The sequence below is a fragment of the Marixanthomonas ophiurae genome (assembly GCF_003413745.1).
Lineage (GTDB): Bacteria > Bacteroidota > Bacteroidia > Flavobacteriales > Flavobacteriaceae > Marixanthomonas > Marixanthomonas ophiurae.
In genome coordinates, this window is sequence record NZ_QVID01000001.1 from 788684 (window position 1) to 812894 (window position 24211).

General features: G+C 33.9%; 22 protein-coding genes. 1 reads left to right on the forward strand and 21 read right to left on the reverse strand.

Annotation, left to right across the window (positions count from 1 at the left end; genetic code table 11):
* Positions 1-125: 125 nt before the first annotated feature.
* The 19 genes from DZ858_RS03530 to DZ858_RS03620 all read right to left on the reverse strand — a co-directional run bounded on the left by DZ858_RS03530 (position 126) and on the right by DZ858_RS03620 (position 21184).
* Positions 126-1187: a glycosyltransferase family 4 protein gene (locus DZ858_RS03530; protein WP_117158158.1), complete on the reverse strand. Its 1062-nt coding sequence runs from the start codon at positions 1185-1187 to the stop codon at positions 126-128.
* A complete protein-coding gene (locus tag DZ858_RS03535) occupies positions 1184-2335 on the reverse strand; it encodes an O-antigen ligase family protein (protein WP_117158159.1) in 1152 nt (383 codons plus the stop codon). The genes DZ858_RS03530 and DZ858_RS03535 overlap by 4 nt, the downstream gene beginning before the upstream one ends.
* Positions 2316-3119 (reverse strand): O-antigen ligase family protein, encoded by an 804-nt coding sequence (locus DZ858_RS03540; RefSeq protein WP_158548344.1) that lies wholly within the window; start codon positions 3117-3119, stop codon positions 2316-2318. The genes DZ858_RS03535 and DZ858_RS03540 overlap by 20 nt, the downstream gene beginning before the upstream one ends.
* 391 nt (positions 3120-3510) lie before the next feature.
* Positions 3511-4467 (reverse strand): SGNH/GDSL hydrolase family protein, encoded by a 957-nt coding sequence (locus DZ858_RS03545; RefSeq protein ID WP_117158161.1) that lies wholly within the window; start codon positions 4465-4467, stop codon positions 3511-3513.
* Positions 4451-5719: an O-antigen ligase family protein gene (locus tag DZ858_RS03550; protein ID WP_117158162.1), complete on the reverse strand. Its 1269-nt coding sequence runs from the start codon at positions 5717-5719 to the stop codon at positions 4451-4453. Before DZ858_RS03550 ends, DZ858_RS03545 begins: the two co-directional genes overlap by 17 nt.
* A gap of 358 nt (positions 5720-6077) precedes the next feature.
* A complete protein-coding gene (locus DZ858_RS03555; protein WP_117158163.1) occupies positions 6078-7811 on the reverse strand; it encodes an asparagine synthase-related protein in 1734 nt (577 codons plus the stop codon).
* Between the two features lie 2 nt (positions 7812-7813).
* Complete coding sequence (locus tag DZ858_RS03560; RefSeq protein WP_117158164.1) at positions 7814-8206, reverse strand: MATE family efflux transporter; 393 nt, start codon at positions 8204-8206, stop codon at positions 7814-7816.
* On the reverse strand, positions 8178-9395 hold the full coding sequence (locus DZ858_RS03565; RefSeq protein WP_117158165.1) for an oligosaccharide flippase family protein: 1218 nt from the start codon (positions 9393-9395) through the stop codon (positions 8178-8180). Before DZ858_RS03565 ends, DZ858_RS03560 begins: the two co-directional genes overlap by 29 nt.
* Before the next feature lies 1 nt (position 9396).
* Entirely contained in the window at positions 9397-10410 is a 1014-nt protein-coding gene (locus DZ858_RS03570; RefSeq protein WP_117158166.1) for a putative metal-binding motif-containing protein, read from the reverse strand.
* Positions 10411-10444: 34 nt separating this feature from the next.
* Positions 10445-11653, reverse strand: a complete 1209-nt coding sequence (gene wecC / locus DZ858_RS03575) for a UDP-N-acetyl-D-mannosamine dehydrogenase (protein ID WP_205120343.1) — start codon at positions 11651-11653, stop codon at positions 10445-10447.
* A gap of 3 nt (positions 11654-11656) precedes the next feature.
* Positions 11657-12781: a non-hydrolyzing UDP-N-acetylglucosamine 2-epimerase gene (gene wecB, locus DZ858_RS03580; protein ID WP_117158167.1), complete on the reverse strand. Its 1125-nt coding sequence runs from the start codon at positions 12779-12781 to the stop codon at positions 11657-11659.
* Positions 12782-12783: 2 nt separating this feature from the next.
* Positions 12784-13632, reverse strand: coding sequence for a dTDP-4-dehydrorhamnose reductase (rfbD, locus tag DZ858_RS03585; RefSeq protein ID WP_117158168.1), 849 nt, complete (start codon positions 13630-13632; stop codon positions 12784-12786).
* Positions 13629-14174, reverse strand: coding sequence for a dTDP-4-dehydrorhamnose 3,5-epimerase (gene rfbC / locus DZ858_RS03590; RefSeq protein WP_117159504.1), 546 nt, complete (start codon positions 14172-14174; stop codon positions 13629-13631). Before rfbC ends, rfbD begins: the two co-directional genes overlap by 4 nt.
* Position 14175: 1 nt before the next feature.
* Positions 14176-15033, reverse strand: coding sequence for a glucose-1-phosphate thymidylyltransferase RfbA (gene rfbA, locus DZ858_RS03595; protein ID WP_117158169.1), 858 nt, complete (start codon positions 15031-15033; stop codon positions 14176-14178).
* Complete coding sequence (gene rfbB, locus DZ858_RS03600) at positions 15030-16046, reverse strand: dTDP-glucose 4,6-dehydratase (RefSeq protein ID WP_117158170.1); 1017 nt, start codon at positions 16044-16046, stop codon at positions 15030-15032. Before rfbB ends, rfbA begins: the two co-directional genes overlap by 4 nt.
* A 49-nt stretch (positions 16047-16095) precedes the next feature.
* Entirely contained in the window at positions 16096-17097 is a 1002-nt protein-coding gene (locus tag DZ858_RS03605) for a hypothetical protein (protein WP_117158171.1), read from the reverse strand.
* 13 nt (positions 17098-17110) lie between these two features.
* Complete coding sequence (locus DZ858_RS03610; RefSeq protein ID WP_117158172.1) at positions 17111-18796, reverse strand: DUF6909 family protein; 1686 nt, start codon at positions 18794-18796, stop codon at positions 17111-17113.
* Between the two features lie 21 nt (positions 18797-18817).
* Positions 18818-20311 carry a GH3 auxin-responsive promoter family protein gene (locus tag DZ858_RS03615; protein ID WP_117158173.1) on the reverse strand — a complete coding sequence of 498 codons (1494 nt, stop codon included), beginning with the start codon at positions 20309-20311 and terminating at the stop codon, positions 18818-18820.
* Between the two features lie 6 nt (positions 20312-20317).
* Positions 20318-21184: a M23 family metallopeptidase gene (locus DZ858_RS03620; protein ID WP_117158174.1), complete on the reverse strand. Its 867-nt coding sequence runs from the start codon at positions 21182-21184 to the stop codon at positions 20318-20320.
* 117 nt (positions 21185-21301) lie between these two features.
* On the opposite strand from DZ858_RS03620, the gene tatA reads away from it, so the two are divergent.
* Positions 21302-21493, forward strand: coding sequence for a twin-arginine translocase TatA/TatE family subunit (tatA, locus tag DZ858_RS03625; protein ID WP_117158175.1), 192 nt, complete (start codon positions 21302-21304; stop codon positions 21491-21493).
* Between the two features lie 83 nt (positions 21494-21576).
* On the opposite strand, the gene DZ858_RS03630 is transcribed toward tatA, so the two are convergent.
* Entirely contained in the window at positions 21577-22554 is a 978-nt protein-coding gene (locus DZ858_RS03630) for a DUF4837 family protein (protein WP_117158176.1), read from the reverse strand.
* Between the two features lie 21 nt (positions 22555-22575).
* Positions 22576-24129: a lytic transglycosylase domain-containing protein gene (locus tag DZ858_RS03635; protein ID WP_117158177.1), complete on the reverse strand. Its 1554-nt coding sequence runs from the start codon at positions 24127-24129 to the stop codon at positions 22576-22578.
* Positions 24130-24211 lie beyond the last annotated feature (82 nt).

Consider the following 24211-nt stretch of genomic DNA (forward strand, 5'->3'; position numbering starts at 1 on the left):
GGCATAATCTTAAGTACTTTTGAAACGTACCATAAACGAATCCTACTCAAAAAGCTCAATAGTCTAGAATGAGGAAGATGACATATAAAAAGGTAATAAAATATTAATTTTATTTTATGCATCATTTATAGCTGTTTTAATTTAGTGAATAACTGTTTTGAAACTTTTTCCGAACTGTATTCAAGTGCCGTATTACGAGCATTTTTCTGTAATAGATTTTTTTCTGAAACAGGTAAATTAAAGTATTCAATCAGTTTTTCGGTTAAATTTTCGTCATTATTTATATCAAATAAAAACCCATTTATACCGTTTTGTATATAGCTTGAGGGTCCTCCTATATTTCTAGCAAAAACTACTGATCCAGAACTCATTGCTTCCAACCCTACTAAACCAAGGCTCTCTGGCAACCTCGTTGGAAATATAAAAACATCTGCTTCCTGATATATTTTGACCAATCCCTCAACTTCCTGAAAACCTTTATAGTCAACTTTATTTGAGTATTTACTTATTTGAATTACTTTCATTAAATTTTCACGTTCATAACCATCGCCAGCAATAAGCGCACTTACATCTAACCCACTTTCATTCAATTTATTAAAAGCTTGAATAAAAGTTTCCCACCCTTTTCCTTTATCTATCCTAGAAACGAATGCTAATGTATAATTACCTTGTTTTTTATTAACATTGGGTTTAAACAAAGATGTGTTGACTCCTCCTGATGGATATATATAAAAATTTAAATCGTCAATACTGTATCTTTTCTGTACAATAGATTTGAAGTAACCCGAAGGAACAATGAGTAGATTTACTTTTTTTAAAGCCTTTTTTTGAATTCTATCAATAAAACTCCCTTTAGCAACTTTATTAATATCAGAGCCATGAAGATTTAATACAATCTTAGAATTAGTAAACCAAAAGTACCAATAAACTAAAGGAATATTATGTGTTAAGAAATGTATATATATAATATTATCCTTAGATGAAAATGAAGAGCAAATAGCTTTAAAATAATATATTAAATAGGAAAAAACCTTTTTTACCTTGGAATTTGATTTTCCTTTAATAACGACTTTCTTAGAAAACTGTACTCCGAGACTCTCAAGCTGTAAAACAGTTTTTTTAACAAACACGCCAAATAACGCATCTTTTTTGGAAGGATACATATTTGACAAAAGAATAATTTTCATGATAAACCGATGTGATTTTTTCTTTGTAATATTACTAAAACAGAAAGGAACAAAGCCATATTTGTATTAATAAAGAATTGCCCAACAACTATTGCAACAAAAATCATTGTATAAAGAAGGTACTTTGGAAAATTACTAAAAGACTTTATAACAATCTTATAATATAATGCACAATATAAAGCAAACCCGATAAGTCCAAACATTATCAACATATCAAAAAACGCATACTCAAAACTGAGAATATGTCCATATTTTCCACCAAACAGATAATTTAAAAAATTCCAATCATTTTTGTAATAGGCAAAAAGTTCCGTGAATTTTGTACTTCTCTTCGATGTAATAACAGCCCATATACCTTCATCTTCGTATAACTTATAAAAATTTAACATTGTTTTATCGATAATCTTTTTGAATAGTAAATAGACTAGTACAATTAAAATAGGTAAGATAACCAATGAGGCTAGAAAGTACTTTTTATTTATTTTCAATTTCTTTGTCCACAAACCAATCGAAAAAGCCAATAAAAAAAATAGCCAAGGAGCTTTCGTGCCTACCAGAACACAACAAAGGAAAGTAGTTGCCAAAAACAGTTTATACCTCGCTATCTGTTTTTTAAATGTTTGAATATATATAAATACAATCATCAAAAAATAAGAAGCATCTGACGATTTGTTAAGTATCCCTTTGTACCCAAACCTATAATAATAGGTTTTAAAGCTATTAATGTCAAAAATTGATCCAATTACCATACTAACTAAAACCAAGCCAATGACAAAAAGAAAAGCCTTTTGCAGGTTTTTTATCTTTTCTTCTGTATTTACTATTCTGTTGAAGCCAAAGATGAGTATAAAAATGTAGGTATAGTTAAAGAACATCCCTGTCATTCTCAAGGCTTCTATTTCAAATTGGGACAAAGTAAGTTGACCTATTAAAAAGAATAAAAACAACAGGCCTATTAATAATAAATATCTTCTATTCTCTTTAAATGAAACAATCAAAAAAAAGATGAGTAAACAAAATTTTGCTAAAAAGGAGGGGAAAAATTTTTGTGGAGAATAAAATAAAATTTGGGTTTGTACTACATCCATAAAAAAGACGAATACAAATAGTAATGCCGGTAGCTTATTTTTAAACCAAGTTAGGTTCATCTCTATTATTGTTAAAAATGAGCATTGTGTTAAATGAAACAAATAGCATAATGCCTAACTGTCTTTCTAAAATAGATTCGGTGATAAAAAAAACAAAAAATGTTATTATTGTTAATATCAATAGTACGTCTTTTTTTCTAAACCCCCTAAAAAGCAAATACCCCATTAACAGTAGTAAAAACAAGAGCCCTAAAAGCCCTTTTTCGAGTAGCGTTTGCAGGTATTGGTTATGCGCATTATAATTAAGTTCGGCTCCAAAAAATCCATTTTTTGAATAGCAGGAGTTTATTATATCTTGGCTCTTTTTTAAACCCGCTCCAAAAATTTGTGATGGTGAATTCTCTATCGCACAAAATACACTCTCCCACAACACCTCTCTGTTTTCGATATCTGATCTATTTGCTTCATTTTCTTGTGTTAGATTATTTATACGCGTGCCAAAATATCCTGAAAAAATAAAAATAGACACACAAACTACAACACCGGCAAAGAAAAATACAGCTTTTTTTCTCTTTTTTAAAATCACTTGATCTATAAGGACAACTAGAAGAATAAGAGTTATAGCAACAAATGAAATGCGAGAAGACAAAAGAAATAAGATTATTAAGAAATAAAAACTAATGAAAATATATTTAAAATGAAATGCTTTTCTTTCTTTGAATATCCTTACAATTGAAACTATAAAAGCAAGTACAACCAATAAGGCAAAATAGGTTGAATGTATTTTTAAAACATTTGAAAAAGACTCATAAAATAATTTATTTTCTGTATCTAAAATATACAAGGTTATTATTTTAAAAACCCCTAACAGACTAAAAATAAAAACCGAAATCACAAAGTTTCTTAGTATTAGTTGTTTTTGTTTGTAGTTAATTTTTGGGCCAAGGAAAAACAAAAGGGGAATGGCCAAGAAAAATAGATTTTTTGTTACTTGACTGTCCAATAAATTTTCATTATTAATTAAGCCAGATAAAAAGGCAGAAACGAATATAAGTGCAGAAATTACTACATATTTTTTTCTGGTAAAGCTTTTCTTTTTAAGGTTTCTACTTTTTAAGGTTGATACAATAGCGACAGCCAGTGTTGTAAACAAAACGATATTTGTTAGTGGTGGAGAAGGAAAAGCAAACGAAATAAAGAGAACATTCAATAAAAAAAAATATCCCCCTTTTACATTACCTATTTTGGAAAACTGCATCATCAATGTTTTTTACAATAATTTCATATGCTTTTTCTGTGAGTCCGTAATTTTTAAAGAACATAGTTTCTTTCCAATTTTTTTGACTTTTAAGAAGCTCGTAGCTATTTATTTGTGTTACATCTGGCCAACGCTCTTTTTCTAAGGCCATAACTGTTTGTTTTATTTTATCGTCATATTCTTTTACTGGACTGGGAGCCGGATACAAAAGGATTAATCTTGACGTAGGTGTTTGTTTTTTTAAGCTTTTAAACGTTTCACTTATGTTTTTAACAGTTTCATTAGCTGACATATTCCAATCATTCCTGCCGGTCCATACAACAATTATATTTGCTTGTTCAATTTTTTTTGATTGTTCTAAGATACCTTTGGTGGTTAAATTTTCACCACCATAGTACTCATATCCATATACATCTTTTTGATTGCCTACAAAGTTAAGTTCTGGGTTTATTTTGTTCCATTGATACCGGAATTTTTTTCCGGTCAATAAACAGCATCCCATTTGTTCTGTTAACATGGCAACTTTAATTTGTCCTTTCTCTTTTCTATCTAAATCTACTTCTTCAATGTGGGCATAGCCTTCCTTTTCAATTGGCTTTTTAAAATACCAAACTACATAATTTAAATGTAAACTATCAGAAACCTCTTTATTGTTAAAAGAAAATAGGTAGGACTTATTTGATTTTTTAAATGTAAGTCTATAATGATGTTTTGGTTTAAGTTCTTTTCCAGTTTTATTATTAAGTATTAATTTATTGTAAAATGTTGTGTAAACATACATTTTCCCAATATCATCGATTACCTCGGTATTGCTGAGGTTGAACTTAAACCGGAAAAACAATTCATCTTTTAAATAAAAGACAAAACTTAGTATTGAAATGCAAATAAGCACCCCAAATACAATTATATATCTATATTTAATCAGCTTTTTCAAAAAGAGCGTTTATTTTTTTTGATTTAGAATAATATAGAATAGCATACAACAAAGCGAAAAGCAGCGGCCATGTTCCTGCAGAAAAGCCCATTGTAAAGATCACCTGCACAAAATAAAAGCACATTAACATATACACATAAACTTTTGCGTTTTTATGGGCTTTTAAAAGGGGAAAAAACAAAACAAATAAATAAAGCAAACAGGTTATACCTTGTTCTGCAATTACATGGGACAATGCGGAGTCTGACAAATACACAAATTGGTCTGGCCACAAAGAAGCAGGCATTTTATAGGCTTCTGGATTGTATTTAGATGAAGCATCCCCAAACGTCCCTAAACCTAACCCAAATAGATTATTTTGTACTATTTTAATACTTTGAGCCCAAAACATGGCTCGCATTTCCACATTGGCCAAATTGACTATTTTAGGATTGTATAAGTTCTCTAAGAAAAATTGATATTGAATTATCTTGGATATAATAGCTTTATAAGTATAGAAAAAAATTACGGTTCCAATTGCGGCTACCCCCGCAATAATTTTAAGAAAATGCTTTAAAAGTTGTTTTCTGAAATAAATAAATATCCATAAAATTAAAATAGCATACGAGGCTTTAGAGCTCGAAAAAATAACCGACAAAACCCCAAGTATCAAAATGTACTTATGGCTTTTGTTACCTTTGTTTCCTATTTCGTTTAACATAAGGATTAATAGAGCGGTTGCACCTAATGTTCCCACGTCGAACAGACCTGTGTAGCGTCCTATTTTTTCCCAACCACTTACCCTAAGTTCACTATAACCAATTTTAGTAAGGATTGCATTTTTAGTGATGTACTGGAGAACGATAAATACAAAATTAATTGACAGAACCAGCAAAAAAAGTTTGTGTAATAATTTTAAAAACCGCTGCAACGTGGCAGCATTAAAAAACTTTAAAACCGGCAAGAAAACAAGAAATATAAACAGTTTGTAATACTCATAAACAAAAGAAATAAAGGTCTCGTAATAAAAAAACACATAAACTAGTGTAAGCAACGGGAATAGTATTAAAAAGTCTTTATTGTACACCCGCACCTTGCGTAAAGAAAGTAATATATAAACCCCTATGCATAGCACCAATAAAATGCCCAATTCATCGGTAAATCCAATACGGTATATACCGTTTAAAATCTCTCCAAAAAAATTAAGCGAAAAAGCAAAAAGCAGTATCGTCGAAACGATAAAAAAATTAAATGTTTGGATACTGATTTTCATAAATAGATGATTAACTAAAATGTAATTTTAAGGATAACAAAACGCTAATAACAGTAAACTTATTTCTATATTCAAAAATGTCATCTTCTATCTTGGTGAGAAAAAATTATAATTTCTCCATTTCTGACATTCGTATGCACAATCAAAATTACAGTAATGACATTTATAACTATAAACAAAACCTTAATCAAATTATGCTTATTGTTATTCAGCTCCTTTTCTTTTATATTTAAATTGATCACTCTAAAAAAAGTTACCGAAATTGAAAATGCAATCAACCCAATCAAAAACAATTAAAAAAATTCTAATTACTGGAAAAGGAAAAAGTGATATTTTATCTTTTAAAGCCATTGGTCTTTTATCTATAGAAATGGAGCCGTATTGCCAATAAAACCGTAATAACACCAAATCTATTACGGTATTCAAAAATATCATCCTTATAGATTTTTTCTAAATCCCGTTGAAGTTCTTTATCTTTAATTAAAGTGATGTTTTCTTGAAACAGTTTATCAAACTGTTTTAAAATAGTAGAATCTTTCTGAAACCAGTTTGCAATAGGATTCATGCTGTCATATTTTAATCCAAAGTATTTTTTACCTCCATTGACATATTTTTTGATTAACCGCCCATAATTGATATTAAAGTTTGAGTTGGGTTTTAAACCTATTTTTTCCCATTTGTACCGCAAAACTTCAGGATGCTTTGCTTTAAGCCATTCGAAATAAAGGCGTTGATTCATTTTATATTTAAGTGGAACTGAAAGCGTATACTCAATAAGCTCTGTGTCATAAAACGGAGCTACATGATCTATAAAATTATTAAAAACTCGATCCCCTAACAAAGTTCCATTGATTTGGCGTTGTTCATAAGTGAAAACTTCATAATCTGACCCTTGGTAACGCTCGGTCAGTTCATTTAAAAAGGTTAATTTTTCCAAATACTTTCTATTTTGAACAAAGCCTGTAAGTCCTATTTTATCTTTATTGGCCTTAAAATCAAAGTTTTGTTTAATAAAATAACCAAAAGGGACATCCCCAATTTGACCAGAATGCAATACTCCATAAGAGGTTGTATTCACGCTTCGCATAACATTATAGATAATGGCATTGGCGGTGAAATGGGTTAATCCATCAGTAGCTTTCACATAATTTTCCAGCGTATTTTCAACAAAAAAGTCACCATTTTGCAAGTTAAATTGAAGCTGGGATTCAAAATTTTCACTAGCTACTTTTTGCGCAATTTTCACATCGCTGGAATTAGGATTTCCGTAGGTATAGCCATTTATTTTTTGAAACCCCATTTTTTTTGCAAGTAAGGCATTTACCCGCGAATCCATTCCACCGCTGATTAAACTCAAATGTTCTGAATACCCATTATCTGTGTCTTTCTGCCATTCCTCTTTAATGGCCTTAAGCATAATGCGGTCAACATTTTCAATGACATCATTAAGGTTTAGGTTTTGTGGTTCTATTTTTTTCTCTAGCTTAAAATACTGGTCAGCAATCAATTTTTTTGTTTCTAAATCATAAGAAAGTGTCGAGCCATACCGCAAACGCTTAATCTCTTTTACCAGCGTAAACTCATCAAACATTTGTCCATATAATGCCAAAGAATAAATACCATCGTAATCATAATTTATAGAGATTTTATTTTGACGTAAAAGCTTGGACAGCACATGCATTTCTGAAGAAAATGCAAAACCAACCTCTTTGTCATAAAAATAGTAAATATCCTTGGTGGCCAACTGATCATTAAAAAGAATAATCTTGTTTTTCTTCTTGGAAAAAATAAACCCTGAAAAGGTTCCTTTTAAGGAAGAGATGAAATCTTCTTGGCTTTGTTCAAACGCTTCAATAAAATCATGGGGGGTTCTTGTTAAAGAGTAATTAATCCCTTCATAACAAACAATATAATCTTCATTTTCATATAGAAATCGATCATCATTAAATTTATTAAGTACCGAACGACCAAAAGTAAACCCTCCAACTTCAATTTCCTCTTGAATCGTATTTGAGAAATCGGCGTTATAAAATTGTTTGTACAATTCCCGCTGTTTGTTCTCTTTTAATAAAACTCCGTAAATTCCTGCCATTATTATCGTTTTAATTTTTGAAAAGGATTAAAATAAGTTACAATATTCTCTTTTCGTTTTAAAAATACCGCATTGCTTACATTCCAAAAGCACAAACTAAATGCAGTGGCTATTGCCGCACCTGTAATTCCAAAATTAGGAATAAGAATGAAATTTAAGCTTAAATTAAACCCTAAACTTACCAGCGCAATATTATGATATTGTTTTTGATAACCCGTCATTTGCATAATTATAGCTGCGGACCCCATTGCGCTACTGATTAAGTGAATACTACATAAAATAAGTAATACAGTTGTACCCGACTTAAATTCTTCCCCAAACAATCCCAACAACCATTTATTGGAAATATTTTCACTCTTGTTATCCTTAATCAATACGCCATATATTCCTGCCATGGTTATATTTTTTTAAATAAAGTAAGTATCTAATTAGTAATCCCAATAAACTTACAGCCGCAATACCTATAAGACCATATTTTGGGTAAAGAAAAAAGCTAAAGCATATATTAAATAACAAAGCAACTATCAAAACGATTAAAACGTAGGTGTATACCGCTTTAGTAGCTAGGTATACTCCATAAGGTATTGTAAGGCTTTGAATTACTTTAGCGGCTAAAATTACGATAAACACCACTAATGTGTTTTCATATTCAGTATATATAAATTTTGTCAATAAAAAGTAAAAAATAAATAAAAGAATAGCTCCTAAAAAAGTAAAAAGAGTGTTTTTCCGCAATGAAGATTTGAAATAACTGTGTTTTTGTTTGTATTTTTCTATATCCACATTGGTTAAGGTCATAGAAACAATAAGCAACATATTTGCAATCATTAAAGGAAAATTATAATCAGCCAATTTTCCTTCACTACTGCCAGAATAATAATTAATAATAAAAACATCGGTAACTAAAAAAGAAGTGTTTACCAATGTTGTTAAAAACAAAACACTTCCATTATAAAATTGAGATTTCAGGATAGCTTTTGTTTTTTTGAAAGACGTAATAACTGCTTTAATACTGAAGTCCTTAATAAGGTAAATAATTCCGATAATAAAAAGTGGGTAGGTACAATATATGATAGAAAATTCCTTTTCCTCTATCGTAAAAAAGAACAATAAGATAGAGACTGTAAATAATATAGATACCAAACTCTTATAATAAGAAGCATATTTGCTGCCTTTTTCAACTAAATTATAGGCTTGATATATAGAATTTGAATAATGAAATATGGCAAAGAAAAGTATTGGTACTATCAAAAAAAGATAATTAGCATTAAATAGTATCAGGATTAAAGCAGCAAATATGGTAATACATAATGATAGAAATACACCCGTTATAAAAAAATCTTGTTTTTCTTGTTTGGTGCGCGTATAGGTCAATATTAATGCTGGGAAACCTAAAGATGCAAAAATTGCGAAGAACTCTATTATTTTTTTATAGAGCTCAAATTCACCGTATTGTTGTTTTGTGGCATAATAGCTAATTATAAAAAACCATAGATATTCTAGACCTCTACCAAAAACAATCGAAGAGCCATATAATAAATAATGGGAGTATTGCTTATATTTATTGTTAATCAATTCTAACATTTTACTTTAAAAGATTTACATCTCCATAAGATACACCATTAATAATACACCCTTTAATTGAATATGTTTTTGACACATGAACAACCTCATCGTTATTAAAAAGAGAATAACTTATTTGTCCAAACTTTAAAGAATATCCATAAGTAATCCTTTCTGGATAAATAGAAAATAAAAAATCATACTTTTTAGTCGAATAACCAAATAAAGAAACCGTTCCAACATACTCATATATTTCTGAATCAAATTCAGGGTTAATATTACTGTAAGTTACACTCTCTTCTCCGTCAGCTATTTTAATTTGTTTAATTTTATAATATGTTTTTGAGTCTTCTTGAAACTTTTCAACTGATTCAAATATATATTGAGTACTTACACTACTACTTCCCCAAGGATCAACGATACTTTCGGAACCTTCATAATACCATTTATTTCCTACTGAATAAGGGAATTGATACTTACCATCACAATTTTCATCTATTTCATTTCCGTCAATTTCTTGCGCATCAGGGTTTATTTCAGGGTTAATATCATTACAATCTAAGTTATTATCAACATAACCTTCAGGCTTAATACATACTTCTAGTAATACATCAGGGTTACCATAACCATCATTGTCCATATCTTCATACCAAATCGGAGTAGGAAAATCAGGGTTAATTTCAGGGTTACTATCATTACAATCTAAATCATTATCCACAAAGCCTTCAGGCTTAATGCATTCTTCTAGTGACACATCAGGATTACCATAACCATCGTTGTCCATATCTTCATACCAAATCGGAGTAGGAAAATCAGGATTTAATTCAGGGTTATTATCATTACAATCTAAATTATTATCTACATAACCTTCAGGCTTAATGCATTCTTCTAGTGACACATCTGGATTACCATAACCATCGTTGTCCATATCTTCATACCACGCGATTTTTTCACAATTATTTATTACCTCTTCTGAATCATCGGAATTACAACAGGTTAAAAATATACTTACAATTAATAAAAAATGTACTCTCATAAAATTGTATTTTAAGATTCTTAATAAATCAATTTTATTGCCTAACCCCACAAAAATCCAACACCTCTTTTGAAGTATCAATATCAAGCGTTTTAAAGGCTGTATGCGCTACCAAAAACACAATAATATCAGCTTGGTGTATCGCATCAGAAACAGTCGTTAAATCGCGTGTGTCACCTTCTTTTAGGTTGGGTTCTACATCTAAGGTTGAAAAACCTCCTTTCTTTAAGGTTTTGGCTACGTATAATGCTGGAGATTCCCGTAAATCGTCAATATCAGGTTTAAAAGCAAGGCCCATACAGGCAATTTTGGCTTCACGATCATTTTCAATCTTAAAAGCCAATGCTTTATTCTTTATTTTTTCAAGTACCCACTCGGTTTTGTAATTGTTGGTTTCGCGCGATTTTTTAATCAGGCCGCTTTCATTTGGAAATTCTGAAACGATAAACCAAGGGTCTACCGCAATACAATGGCCACCTACACCTGTGCCAGGCTTTAAAATATTAACACGCGGGTGTTTATTAGCCAAATTAATCATCTCCCAAACGTTGATGCCCGCTTTGTCACAAATTACTGAAAGTTCATTGGCGAAGGCAATTTGGTTGTCACGGGATGCGTTTTCTACCAGTTTTACCATTTCGGCAGTCTTGGCATTGGTTGGGTGAAGTTCGCCTACCACAAAGTGCTTGTAAAAAGCGATGGCTTTATCGGTAGCATCTTTATTGATACCTCCAATGGCACGGTCGTTATGCTTTAATTCGTGCAGTACATTTCCTGGCAATACACGCTCAGGACAATAAGCTATGTGAATGTGTCCTTTTAGTTCGGGACGTTCTTCAAAAATGAGTTTTTGCACCTTCTCTGTGGTTCCTACAGGGCTGGTGGATTCCAATATTACCAACGCTCCTTTTTTTAGAGTAGGAATTAAGTTTTTGGTTGCAGAGAGCACATAACTTAAATCAGGTACGTGATTATCTTTAAACGGCGTGGGAACAGCTATTAAATAAACATCTGCTTCAACTGGTTTTGTAGCTGCTTTTAAATGTTTTTCTTTTACCACGTGATGTACAAGGCCATCCAAATCAGGCTCTACAATATGTATTTTCCCTTGGTTAATAGTTTTCACCACATCTTCGCGAATGTCAACACCGGTTACTTTTAAGCCTCTGCTTGCTATCAATGCCGCTGTGGGAAGACCAATGTATCCCAACCCCATCATTACTACGCTTGGTTTGTGCTCCATGTTTTATAGTTCTTTTATAAATGAAATTATCTTTTGCGTCGATTTTCCATCCCCATACGGATTGTGGCGCAGGCTCATTCCATTGTAATATGCTTTATCGTTTAGTAGTTTATGTGTCTCAGAAGTTATTTTATCTGAATCGGTGCCAACTAATAGTACCGTGCCTTCTTCTACTGCTTCGGGACGTTCGGTGGTGGTTCGGGTTACCAATACCGGTTTACCCAAACTAGGCGCCTCTTCTTGTATGCCGCCGCTATCGGTTATAATCAAATATGATTTTTCCATTAGCCATATAAAAGCTGGATACGCCAACGGTTGTACCAAAATAATGTTGTCCACTCCAGCTAATAACTCATGAACGGGACCTTTTACATTTGGATTTAAATGAACTGGGTAAATTATTTGAACATCTTTATTTGCTAGAGCTATTTCTTTCAACGCTTTGCATATGTTCAACAAGCCTTCCCCGTGATTTTCTCTACGGTGTCCAGTGACTAAAATTATCTTTCTGTCAAGATCCAGCTTCTCTTTCAGCATTTCGATTTCAGTATCCTTGAAATTTTTTGCATTCACTTTATCGATTCCGTATAACAAGGCATCAATAACCGTGTTTCCCGTGACCAAAATATTTTTTTCTGAAGTATTTTCAGCTAGTAAGTTTTCTTTGGAAAGATTTGTGGGAGCAAAGTGATAATCTGCTATTTTCCCTGTTAATTGGCGGTTAAACTCTTCAGGGAATGGATACTGCCTGTCAAAGGTTCGTAAACCTGCTTCTATATGACATACTTTTGCGCCGCTATAAAAACCTGCAATCCCGACAGCCATGGAGGTGGTTGTGTCACCATGCACATATACATAATCTGGATTAAAGTCTTCCAATACCGGTTTCATCCCTTCAATAATGGTAGCGGTTAGGCTGTATAGGTTTTGGTTCGGTTTCATCACATCAAGATCGTAATCGGGTGTAATGTCGAAAAAAACCAATACTTGGTCCAGCATTTCACGGTGCTGAGCCGTAACGCATACTTTAGTTTCAAATTCCGAAGTGTTTAAAAATTGTAACACCAAGGGAGCCATTTTTATGGCTTCTGGACGTGTTCCGAAAACAATTAGGTTTTTTTTCTTCATAATCAGTTGTTCAAAATAATTTTGAGGCTTTCTTTCCAATGGATTGTTTCCACGTTTAAATTCTGTAATACTTTTTCAGTATTCAGCACACTGTACTTAGGCCGCGCTGCAAAAGTAGGATAATGGTCTGTTTTAGCAAGTTTTATCGCATCATTTTGATTGGAATAGTCTATAATAGCTTTGGCAAAATCATACCAAGTAGCTTCCCCAGTATTGCTATAATGGTATAAACCGTATTTTTTGTTTTCTGAAGCAATAGCCTGTAATAATACACTTGCCAAATCATTTGCATTAGTAGGAGTTCCCGTTTGCTCGGTTGTGATACTAATTGTTTTCCGCTCCTTGACAAACTTTAGGATGGAGTTTAAAAAGTTATGTCCGTAAGTGGAGTATAACCACGAGGTTCTAAAAATAAAATAGTTGGTGCAAATCTCCCGAATGTATTGTTCTCCTTTCAATTTTGAAGCACCATATACATTAATTGGATTCGTGGCATCGGTTTCTAAATACGCCGTTGTTTTCTTTCCGTCAAAAACATAATCTGTTGAAATATGAATTAAAGTGGTTTTGGCTGTTTTGCAGGTCAATGCCAAGTGTCTTACAGTTTCTGCATTGTTATTAAACGCCTTCTTTTGTTCACTTTCAGCTTTTTCAACATTGGTATAGGCTGCGGTATTTATGCAGTAATCGAATTTCTTTTCTGAAAAAAGGGCGGTAACCGCTACTTGGTTTTCAATATCAAGTTGGTTTCGCGAAGCAAAGAAAAAATTTAGTTGTGGATATTTTTCTGAGGCATCTTGTAAACACCTTCCCAATTGTCCGTTTGCACCTGTTACTAATACGCTAGTCATAAAATCGCTTCCTTAAACGCGGGAAGTTGTTTATCTTTTTCTGAAATGATTAAATCCTCTTTAGGCAGATGCCAATCCACCCCTAAGGTTGCGTCATCATAGATAATTCCTCCTTCTGAAGTTTTATCGTAAAAGTTATCACATTTATAGGCAAAAACAGAGGTTTTAGAAAGTGTAATGAAGCCGTGGGCAAAACCTCTAGGAACAAATAATTGTTTTTGCTCTACATCGTCAAGAATTACGCTGATGTGCTTTCCGAAAGTTTCAGAATCTTTTCTGATATCAACAATAATATCCAGAGCTTTGCCTTTTACCACCCGAACCAATTTGCTTTGCGCCATAGGTCCTCTTTGAAAATGTAAGCCTCTTAACACACCATAGGTGGAAATAGATTGGTTGTCTTGAACAAAATCAATATCTAAGCCCGTTGCTTCTTTAAATGTTTGTTTATTATATGTTTCAGAAAAAAAACCTCTTTCATCTTGAAACATACGGGGTTTTAAAATGAAGCAGTCTTTTAATGTTGTTTGTTGTAGTTCCAAATTAATCAAGTTGCATTAAATGGTTTCCGTATCCGCTTTTTAGTAATGGTTGGGCGAGTTTTACCAATTGTTCTTTATCAATATATCCCATCTCATAAGCAGCTTCTTCAATTGCGCCAATTTTTAGCCCTTGGCGTTCTTCAATCACCTCAACAAATTGAGCGGCTTGCATTAAAGAGGCGAATGTACCGGTATCTAACCAAGCCGTCCCTTTATCTAATATGCTAACGCTTAATTTTCCTTGATTTAGGTAAGCGTTGTTCACATCAGTGATTTCTAGTTCACCCCGATTGCTAGGTTTTATGTTTGCTGCTATCTCAACAACGCTGTTATCATAAAAATAAATACCTGGTACCGCGTAATTGGATTTGGCTTGTTTTGGTTTCTCTTCAATAGAAAGTGCTGTTCCGTTTTTATCGAATTCTACCACGCCGTAACGTTCGGGATCGTGCACGTGATAGGCGTAAATAATACCACCATCAGGGTTATTATTGGATTGTAATAGTTCTTTTAATCCGCTTCCGTAGAAAATATTATCGCCTAAGATTAAAGCTACTTTGTCTTTCCCTATAAACTCTTTTCCAATTATAAATGCTTCGGCAAGGCCGTTGGGTTCATCTTGCACTGCATATTGAAAATCGCAACCGTATTTTGAACCATCCCCCAATAATTTTTCAAATAAGGGCAGATCTTCAGGTGTTGAAATAATTAATATTTCACGTATTCCAGCATGCATTAGAGTTGACAAGGGGTAATAAATCATGGGTTTGTCATACACAGGCATTAACTGTTTGCTTACCGCAAGCGTCAATGGGTGTAATCGTGTGCCGGAGCCTCCTGCTAATATGATTCCTTTCATAATCTATCTGTATTTTTTAAATACCACTCAATGGTCTTTTTTATACCGCTTTCAAAATTTTCTTCTGCTTTCCAACCCAATTCATTTTCAATTTTTGAAGCATCTATGGCGTATCTAAAATCATGTCCCGGTCTATCGGTTACAAAAGTGATTTGTTCTTTATAGGAAACATCCTTTGGTTTTAAATTATCTAAAATATCACAAATAGTATGTGCGATGTATAGATTTTCTCGTTCATTCCGACCACCTATATTATAGGTTTCTCCTAATTCGCCTTTTTCTAAAGCTAATGTAATGCCTTTGCAGTGATCTTCTACATATAACCAATCACGTACGTTTTTACCGTCGCCATAAATTGGAATGGGGTCGCCTGAAATGGCTTTCCTAATGATTGTAGGGATTAATTTCTCTTTATGTTGGTTAGGACCATAGTTATTAGAGCAATTTGTAGTTACAACTGGCATGCCATAGGTGTGGAAATAGCTTCTTACAATAAAATCTGAGGATGCTTTTGATGCACTATACGGACTATTAGGAGCATAAGGTGTTTGCTCGGTAAACAATCCTGTTTTACCTAAGGTTCCATATACCTCATCGGTTGAAACGTGAAGAAAGCGAGCATTTTTAAAGAATTCTTTTACCTTATTCGGCCCATCCATCCACGTGGTATATGCTTGGTGCAATAAGTTAAACGTACCATTTATGTTAGTTTCAATAAAAGCAGCCGGACCGGTAATGGAATTATCTACATGCGATTCTGCCGCAAAATGAATCACTTTTTGAAATTGGTGTTTTTCAAAAAGTGTTTTCAAAAACTTTTTATCGCAAATATCCCCTTCGATAAAATGATAGTTTGGAAGCTGCGAAACAGTCTCTAAATTTTTCAAATTACCGGCATAGGTAAGCTTGTCAAGCACAAAAACTTCGTTACTTGTGTTGTTAAGGTAATACTGGGTAAAAATAGACCCAATAAAACCTGCCCCTCCGGTAATCAGTATATTATCGTTATTCAAAATATTTTTTTAGATTAATCTAAACAGATTTTAACACGGCATTGCGTATCTATATGCTCTGTCTACTTTGCTTTTCTGCATCTTCATTTTGAGCTAATTTCCTGGCGTAATTAAAAGCTCTTACCAGCAATGCAAACAACAAGAAAAGGAAGATTAACAGGATAGGATATACAATCATTTTATTACTTAGTTTACTGGGGGTAGCTTCAATCAATGATGACTTATTTATTAGAACACTCACACCTTTAGATAATATTAGATCTTCACTGAATTCTTCAATTTCTCTTTGAAGATCCATTTTTGTTCTAACTAAGCCTGTTAAATCTTTATCAAGTGTTATTTGATTGGTTCTTATACCAATTTCCCCTGTATTATAATTGTTTAATATATTGTTTATTTGTTTAATAGTTTCTTCATTTGTTGAAATCCGTTCCTCAATATTGCCAATAGATTTATTTTTTAGACTACCCAAAAGATCATTCGTGTTCAAATACTCAATAAAATAATCAACAGATTTTGGGGTAGCATTAGGGGCAAGAACCATTTCTATACTATGATATTTAAAATCAATTTTGAAAGTACTATTAATAGTGTTGCCGTTCTCGTATTCATAATTTTCAAACAGAGCCTTAAGTGTAGCATTATCTCTACCGTAAATACTTGCTATATCTTTAAAGCTTATTACAGGCTCTATTTTAACATCCTTTAAAAGAGGCCCATTTTTCCATAAATTAGCTTCTTTTAAAAAAACTGAATCCCTATTTATTATCTTATCATTAAGCAAATCAATCGTATTATAAACATAGCCAACAGTATCAAAATTAATACGAATCAAAGCATTAGCCTCTTTAGGATTTTCGGTATCATTCTGAGAAAAATATCCCGCTAAAACTCCTACGATTATAAGCGCTAATAAAATAATCCAGTTTTTGAGTAAAAAAATGATAAAACGATAGGCAGCAATAAAGCATTTTTTAAAAAAATTGCCTACTAAACTAAAGAGATAAAATAAATCTATTTCTTCGGAAGAATTGGTGGTTTGATTGCTCATAATCTATAGCGTATTATTGGTCTAAAATTTGTTTTATTATTTTTTCGGTAATTAAATAAGTGGGTTTTACACCACTGGTACCCAATCCGCCAGAAGCTAATGTGCTTCCTGTTTCTAAAGGGTTGTCCGATGCGTAATACGCATATCTCACTTGTACTTTCGAGCTAATGCTTCCCCTTATTTTAGCTGCCGCCTGGATGGCTTTTTGATAATGTGCTCCTTCCATTTCTAGCCCTATTACATTCCAGGTAGATTCGTGGAAAAAGCGCAACACATCTCTGTTTTGAAGCGATGTTCCCAAAACTGTTATCATCGCTCCAGTACACACGTTTACATCTTCCTCTTTAAAATCTGATATATTCAGTTGGTTATCAAACGGATAATTATCTGCTGTCCCTTCAAATACGTGTGCCGAAGGAATCATAATATCGCCTTTGCCTCCTTCTAAAATACCTGCTTTGCCCATAATGGAAACCGAAGCCACATTTAAAAAATGGGAGTTATTAGTGCTGTCTTCGAAAGGTTTCAACAACTCATCCATCGTTTCATAAGCTTGTTCACCAAAGGCATAGTCCATTACGATAATAACAGGTTTATCCTTTGTTTCAACTTCTTTAGCGTTATATAATAACTTCGGAAATTTATCCGAATCAAATACCTGTACATCAATGTTGGCACCACTGTCATCATCTATAAAGGTCATTCCATTCTTTAAGGCTGTTTTTGTTACTTTATCTCGCAATTTCCCGTTGGCTGGGTTACTTAAAGATTCAAAAAGTTGTAAAGGTTGCTTCTTTTTTGCTTCTGAAGTTAAAGCGGAGTTTGCATACAAGGTATTCATAACGCTGTGCATATTCGCACTTATAATGTGCAATGGCCTTTGCAACAGGTCATTATCTTCGAGAGCTTGCTTAATTTTTAAGGCCCATTTTTCTCCGTGAATATGGTGTCCCAACCGTTCCCGCAATACAGGACTGAAGGTAATAATACGTTTATTGTTATTAACCACCTCATCAAGCGCCAATTTTCCTAAGTAATAGATGATATTTAAAAAGCGATGTGGGTCTTCTTTTGTGGCAAATTGTGGATATACATCATTTACTTCTTCAAAAGTTCTACCCAAAAAGTTTGCGGTATGTGTTAGCGCAATTTCCTTTTCTTCTTTAGTTAATTCATCTTTTTTCTGAATAGCTTGTTCCAGTTTTTTCCAATCCCGAATCACTTTCCCTTTTTCATCGATCATGATATGTTTCATAATCTTGTGCGATTCAACATAAAGAAAGGTAAGGTGCGTAAGTACATCGTAGATTTCTGATCGCCCTCGCGTTACTTCTATATTCATCTGCTCTTCATCAATACGGTAACAGTTTCTGCGCCTTTTTGAAGGGATAATGGTTTTAAAATGCGAGTTTTTATAGCCTTCGTCACTAGTCAAATTAATGAATCGACATTCTTCAATTCCTGTGGGAAGTCTATCTATTACGTATAACAGGCCTTGTAATTCTATTTTATCTTCGGAAATAGAACCGTAAATTTCTGGACGGAGCGTTAACAATGATTCCCGCAACGTTTCACCAGAAACACCCATAGGCTTATAAAACCCTCGATTAAATAAGTGACGCATTGTGATATACAATCGTTCTATAGCGCTAGTGCTTTCTTGGGCGCGAGTTCTATTATGTGGCTTCAATTTTCTCATTGCTGCAAATATACATTAATTTCAATCTTGTAAAGAAATGAGTTGTTCCGCAATTTTTCGGTCATTAGAAAGCCTTGGTAATTTATTTTGACCCCCTAGTTTTCCTTGCGATTTCATATACTTTGTAAAGCTACTTTTCTTTAGCGTCCTAATTTGTAAAGGCTGCAATATTTTTCCTTCAATTAAATCAAGATAATAGGAGTTTTGTTGTTGCATCGCTTTATCTATGGTGTTTTCAATTTGCTGAAGTGATTCAGGCTCACTTTCAAATTCAACAAACCATTCGTGATAGGGCAACCCATCTTTCGGGTTGGTTTGTGGAGCGACTGTAAATTCTGAAATGGAAAAACCATGTTGCTGTATCGCTTCTTGCATAGCTTGCTCTACTTCTTTCCCAATCACATGTTCACCAAATGCCGAAATAAAGTGCTTAATTCTCCCTGAAACAATTACCCGATACGGTTTTGTAGAAGTAAACTGAATGGTATCGCCCACGTTATACGCCCATAAGCCCGCGTTGGTTGAAACTATCATTACATAGTTAACACCAATTTTTACATCGCCAATAGTAAGCCGTTCGGGGTTTTCATCGAAAAAATGTTCGGCTTCAATAAATTCATAAAAAATACCTGAATCTAATAACAACAACATCCCATTAGCCTCTTGCCTATCCTGAAAGGCAAAAAACCCTTCCGACGCAGGAAAAAGCTCGATACTATCCACTTTTCGACCAATCAACGATTCAAATTTTGCACGGTACGGCTCGTAATTAACACCACCGTAAATAAACAATTGGAAGTTTTTAAATAAATCGCCTACATCTTTTCCTGTCTTTGTCCGTAAGCGTTCAAAATACATCTGTACCCACGACGGAATACCACTTATCACAGTCATATTTTCTGCTTTGGTTTCTTCTACAATGGCATCGACTTTAGTTTCCCAATCGTCTATACAATTGGTTTCCCAGCTAGGCATGCGGTTTTTTTGTAGGTATTTGGGCACGTAATGCGCTACGATGCCAGAAAGTCTCCCTAATTTAATTCCGTTTTTTTCGGTCATTTCTGGGCTTCCTTGTAAAAAAATCATTTTACCATCTACAAAATCGGCGTTTCCAGTTTCGTTTATGTAGCAAAGTATAGCATTCCTAGCGGCCTCAACATGGTGTGGCATTGATTCTTTAGTTATGGGAATGTATTTTGCTCCGCTAGTAGTTCCAGAAGTTTTAGCGAAATAGAGCGGTTTTCCCGGCCATAGAATATCGTTTTCTCCTGAAACAACACGATCCACATACGGTTTTAGTTCTTCGTAATCCCGAATGGGAACTTTTTTAGCATAATCGGCAGGGGATTGAATAGCATCAAAATTATGATCTTTTCCAAAAGCAGTATTTTTTGCTTCAGAAATAAGGGTTTTAAATACTTTTTGCTGTGCCTCAATCGGGTTTTGTGACCATTTTCTAATTTTGGAAACAACAATTTTTGCGAAAATTTTAGCTGCGAAGGATTTTATAAACATAATTTGCTATTCAAAATCTATAAAATTTGTTGGATTGATGGGATAACCGTCACGCCATAGCTCGAAATGGAGATGCGGACCTGTAGTGAGCTCTCCTGTGCTGCCTACCGTAGATATAACCTCACCCGCTTTTACTAATTCTCCTTGTTCTTTGGTCAAAGATGCATTGTGTTTATAAGCTGAAAGCAAATCGTTACGGTGTTTAATGATCATTACATAGCCTGTTTCAGCAGTCCATTCGGCAAAAATCACCGTTCCGTCTGCAATAGCTTTAACTGGGGCATTTTTAACAGTAACAACATCAACAGCGTAGTGTTTTTCGGCTGGATTGTAGGCTTGAGAAATTGTCCCTTTAACAGGAGCAAACAGTACATAGTTTATCCCAGAGTCACTCAACAACGGATTATATTTATCTTCTTGTGACACTTTTTCACGTAAGAGTAAATCTTCTTTTGAGGCGGATAGATCTACTTCCGAAGCATCAACACTAGCGGCATTGAGAATAGAATCTTTATTAAAATGAACCGTTTTAACGTCGCCTGTGAGTACTTTTCGTATCGAGGCAAGGTATTGATTATTTATATCTAGTTCGCGCTGTATAGAGTCTGTTTTATAGGTTAAACGAGTGGCGCGTTGCTTCAGTTTGGTTGATGAGTAGCCTGGTATGTACTCCCGAAGCGGGGTAAAAGCAATCAATATAGTAGTTCCGGTAATTAAAAGTAAGGCTGAAATAACACTAAATACAAAAACATTTAACCGGTTTAACTTAAAAGAGAAGCGTTCTTCAAATGTATCCTCATTAAGCACAACCAACCGGTATTTGTGCAGCAGCTTCTTTTTTATCTTTTTTGTTCTTTTTTCTTTTTTAGCCATGGTATTAACTTGCTAGTACAAATATAAAACAATCTTACGCCCTCCTGCACTAAACTTATACTGAAAACGTTTTATGTAAGGAATTCTTGTTACCTTTGCTTTATAAAATTTTATATGATGATTGCACTCTTTTTACCCCTTGCTATAGGCCCTTGGCAAATTGTTTTAGTAGTATTGGTCGTTTTGCTATTGTTTGGCGGACGTAAAATACCAGAATTAATGCGAGGTCTGGGTAGCGGAATTAAAGAATTTAAGGACGCTTCTAAAGACGAAAATGAAGATACCAAACACGTGGAGGACAAAAAATAATCTCTCCCAGTTGTTAAAAACACTAAAAACCCGCTACTTTTTGTTGAAAGTAGCGGGTTTTTAGTTAATGTCTTTTACTTTATTTAGTTAGTAAGCTTCGCAGACCGTAAAATAGACTCCAGCTCAAACTGTAAATCTCTTTTTTCTACGGACGGTGCGTATGTAAAGCCCTCCAAGATCAAATATCGATCGTTTTTTTCATCTTTTACAGCAAAATTTAAAAAAGGTCCACCCATAAAAGCACCTTTCACTTCCCAAGTACCTTTAGTTTCGTAAGCAAAATGTCCGTCTATTTCAGACTTAAAAAGATAAGGAGCATAGGCATCTTCAGTAATAAAACGGCCCTCATCTTCAACCGGAAGGTAGTCACCGCCTATAGAATCACGCATTTTAATTATCTGGCTCACTGCCATGCTATCGTTTGTAATGGTGTTTAGCGGTACCTGATAAATCAATATATTGGTTGTTCCAGATTTTAAGTTTTTACGCAACCAATAAAAATCATCACTTGAATTGGCAAGGCGATATGCAGAAGGTACCTTCAGACTAACGCCAAACTGTTCTTTAAGTGAATCGGTATCCATCATCGAAACTTTAGTGCGGCGTTGTCGCTCTTGTATTTCTGAAGCGTGGATTGCTTCAATTATTCGGTCGTGCTTTTCTTCAATTAATTTAATTAACCCTTCCTCTGAAGTAGCAGTAATAATAGCTCCTACTTGTGGTCTAGCATATTCATTTTTGGCAATTTTCACGTTGTCCTCCTTCCCCAAACTCACATGAAGAAAGATGCGGTTGGTACGCGCAAAATCGGTAAATGTTGATACCGGCATTTGGTTCATGGTAAACAAGGGTTCATCTTGTGGTAAACCATCGGTCGGAGCGGCAAAATAAGTTCTTATTTCTTCGCCTACAGGACCGTTCCATAAATCGTTGTCGATAACTACTTGTAGATTATTGATATTTCCAACGGAATCAGGGCGATACGAAGTGTCTTTTTTCCCTGAGTCGTTGCATGAGAATAGTATAAAAACCGCTAGAAAAGCGATGTACATTGTTTTCATAATAGTGTTTTTGTTGGTTTCTTAGCCTTTTTGAATTTTTAATTTCATCCCTGGCTTTAAGTTAGTACCACTAATATCGTTCCAATTTTTAATTTTTTCAACGGTAACTCCAGGAAATTTTTGAGATATGCTCCATAATGAATCTCCGTTTTTAACTGTGTATAATTTTACGTTATTAGTTGAAGCGGTTGTTTTTGAAGATCCACCAACTGGTTTTCTCGGGTGTATTGTTAACCGTTGTCCCACTCGCAATCTGTTGCTTCTAAGGCTGTTCCATCGTTTTATTTGACTTACACCAACACCGTATCGTTCTGCAATTTTACCTAGATAATCCCCTTTTCGCACGCGATATCGAATGCGATCAGGGTGATCATTTACTTCGTCTAAAGGTTTTTCACGTTCGTTTAATTTTTTTTCAGCGTACGCATAAATTGCCTCTTCATGAGTTACAAACTTTCCTATTTGATCAATTGGAAGACGAAGTACATAGTTTTCATCTTTAATAACAGGGATTATACCTAGCTTATACGCAGGATTTAAATATTCTATTTCTTCCTTTGGAATTGATGTAATTTCAGCAATTTGATCAAAGGTGATCATTTTCTTTACCTTGATGGTATCAGTAGCAATGAAGGGAACCTGAGGTCCGGAACTTTTTAAACCAAGCTCATCGGCATATTCAAAAATATACATCGTTGCCAAAAAAGCTGGCACATAACCTGCTGTTTCACGTGGAAGATAAGAGCGGATGTTCCAGTAATTTCTTTTACCTCCAGAACGACGAATAGCTTTTGCTACATTTCCAGGACCTGAATTATAAGCCGCCAACGCAAGATCCCAATCTTCTAAACTGTTGTACAAACTGAAAAGATACTTGCTAGCTGCTTCCGTAGCCATAGTCGGATCTGAACGCTCATCAACATAGGAGTTTACGTCTAACCCAAACATTTTACCCGTACTAAACATAAACTGCCAAAGACCTGTTGCTCCCACACGGGAAACCGCGCGAGGGTCTAAAGCAGACTCTACAATAGCAAGATACTTCATTTCCAGCGGTAAACCGTACCGGTCCAACTGTTCCTCAAACATAGGAAAGTAATAATCGCTTAAGGACATTAATTTGGATAAGCTGTTTCGGCGGTTTTTTAAATAACCGTTAATCACACTTTCTAAGGAAATATTATATTCTACATTAAAAGGGGTACGGGCATTCAATTCGGCTAATCGCTGTTTTAAAACTTCTGTGGGAACCTCTTTATATGGAAGCGGATCATAGGTCTGGTTTTGGACCGTACCGTACATTTCTTCAAAACGGCCAGTAGAAAATAACTCCTGCAACCAAAGACTATCTACTTTTCTGGCATTTGCCATATCTTCCAATGAAAAAACCATCGTATCTTTTACTTGAGTGGCAATGACAGTTTTGGGTAAATCTCCAGTTATTTTCTGTACGGTTATAGAATCTACAACTTGAAGATTTTTTTTCTGAATAGAGTCAATAGCAGGTTTATCTTGAGCATTCGAAAATAATAATCCGAATACTAATATACTTGAAACAAAAAGGAGTTTTTTCATAGTCTTAATAGCCTGGGGTTAAGCTTAAAATATTATTAAAAATACACAAAAGGAAAAAATGGACAACAAATTTCAATATTTA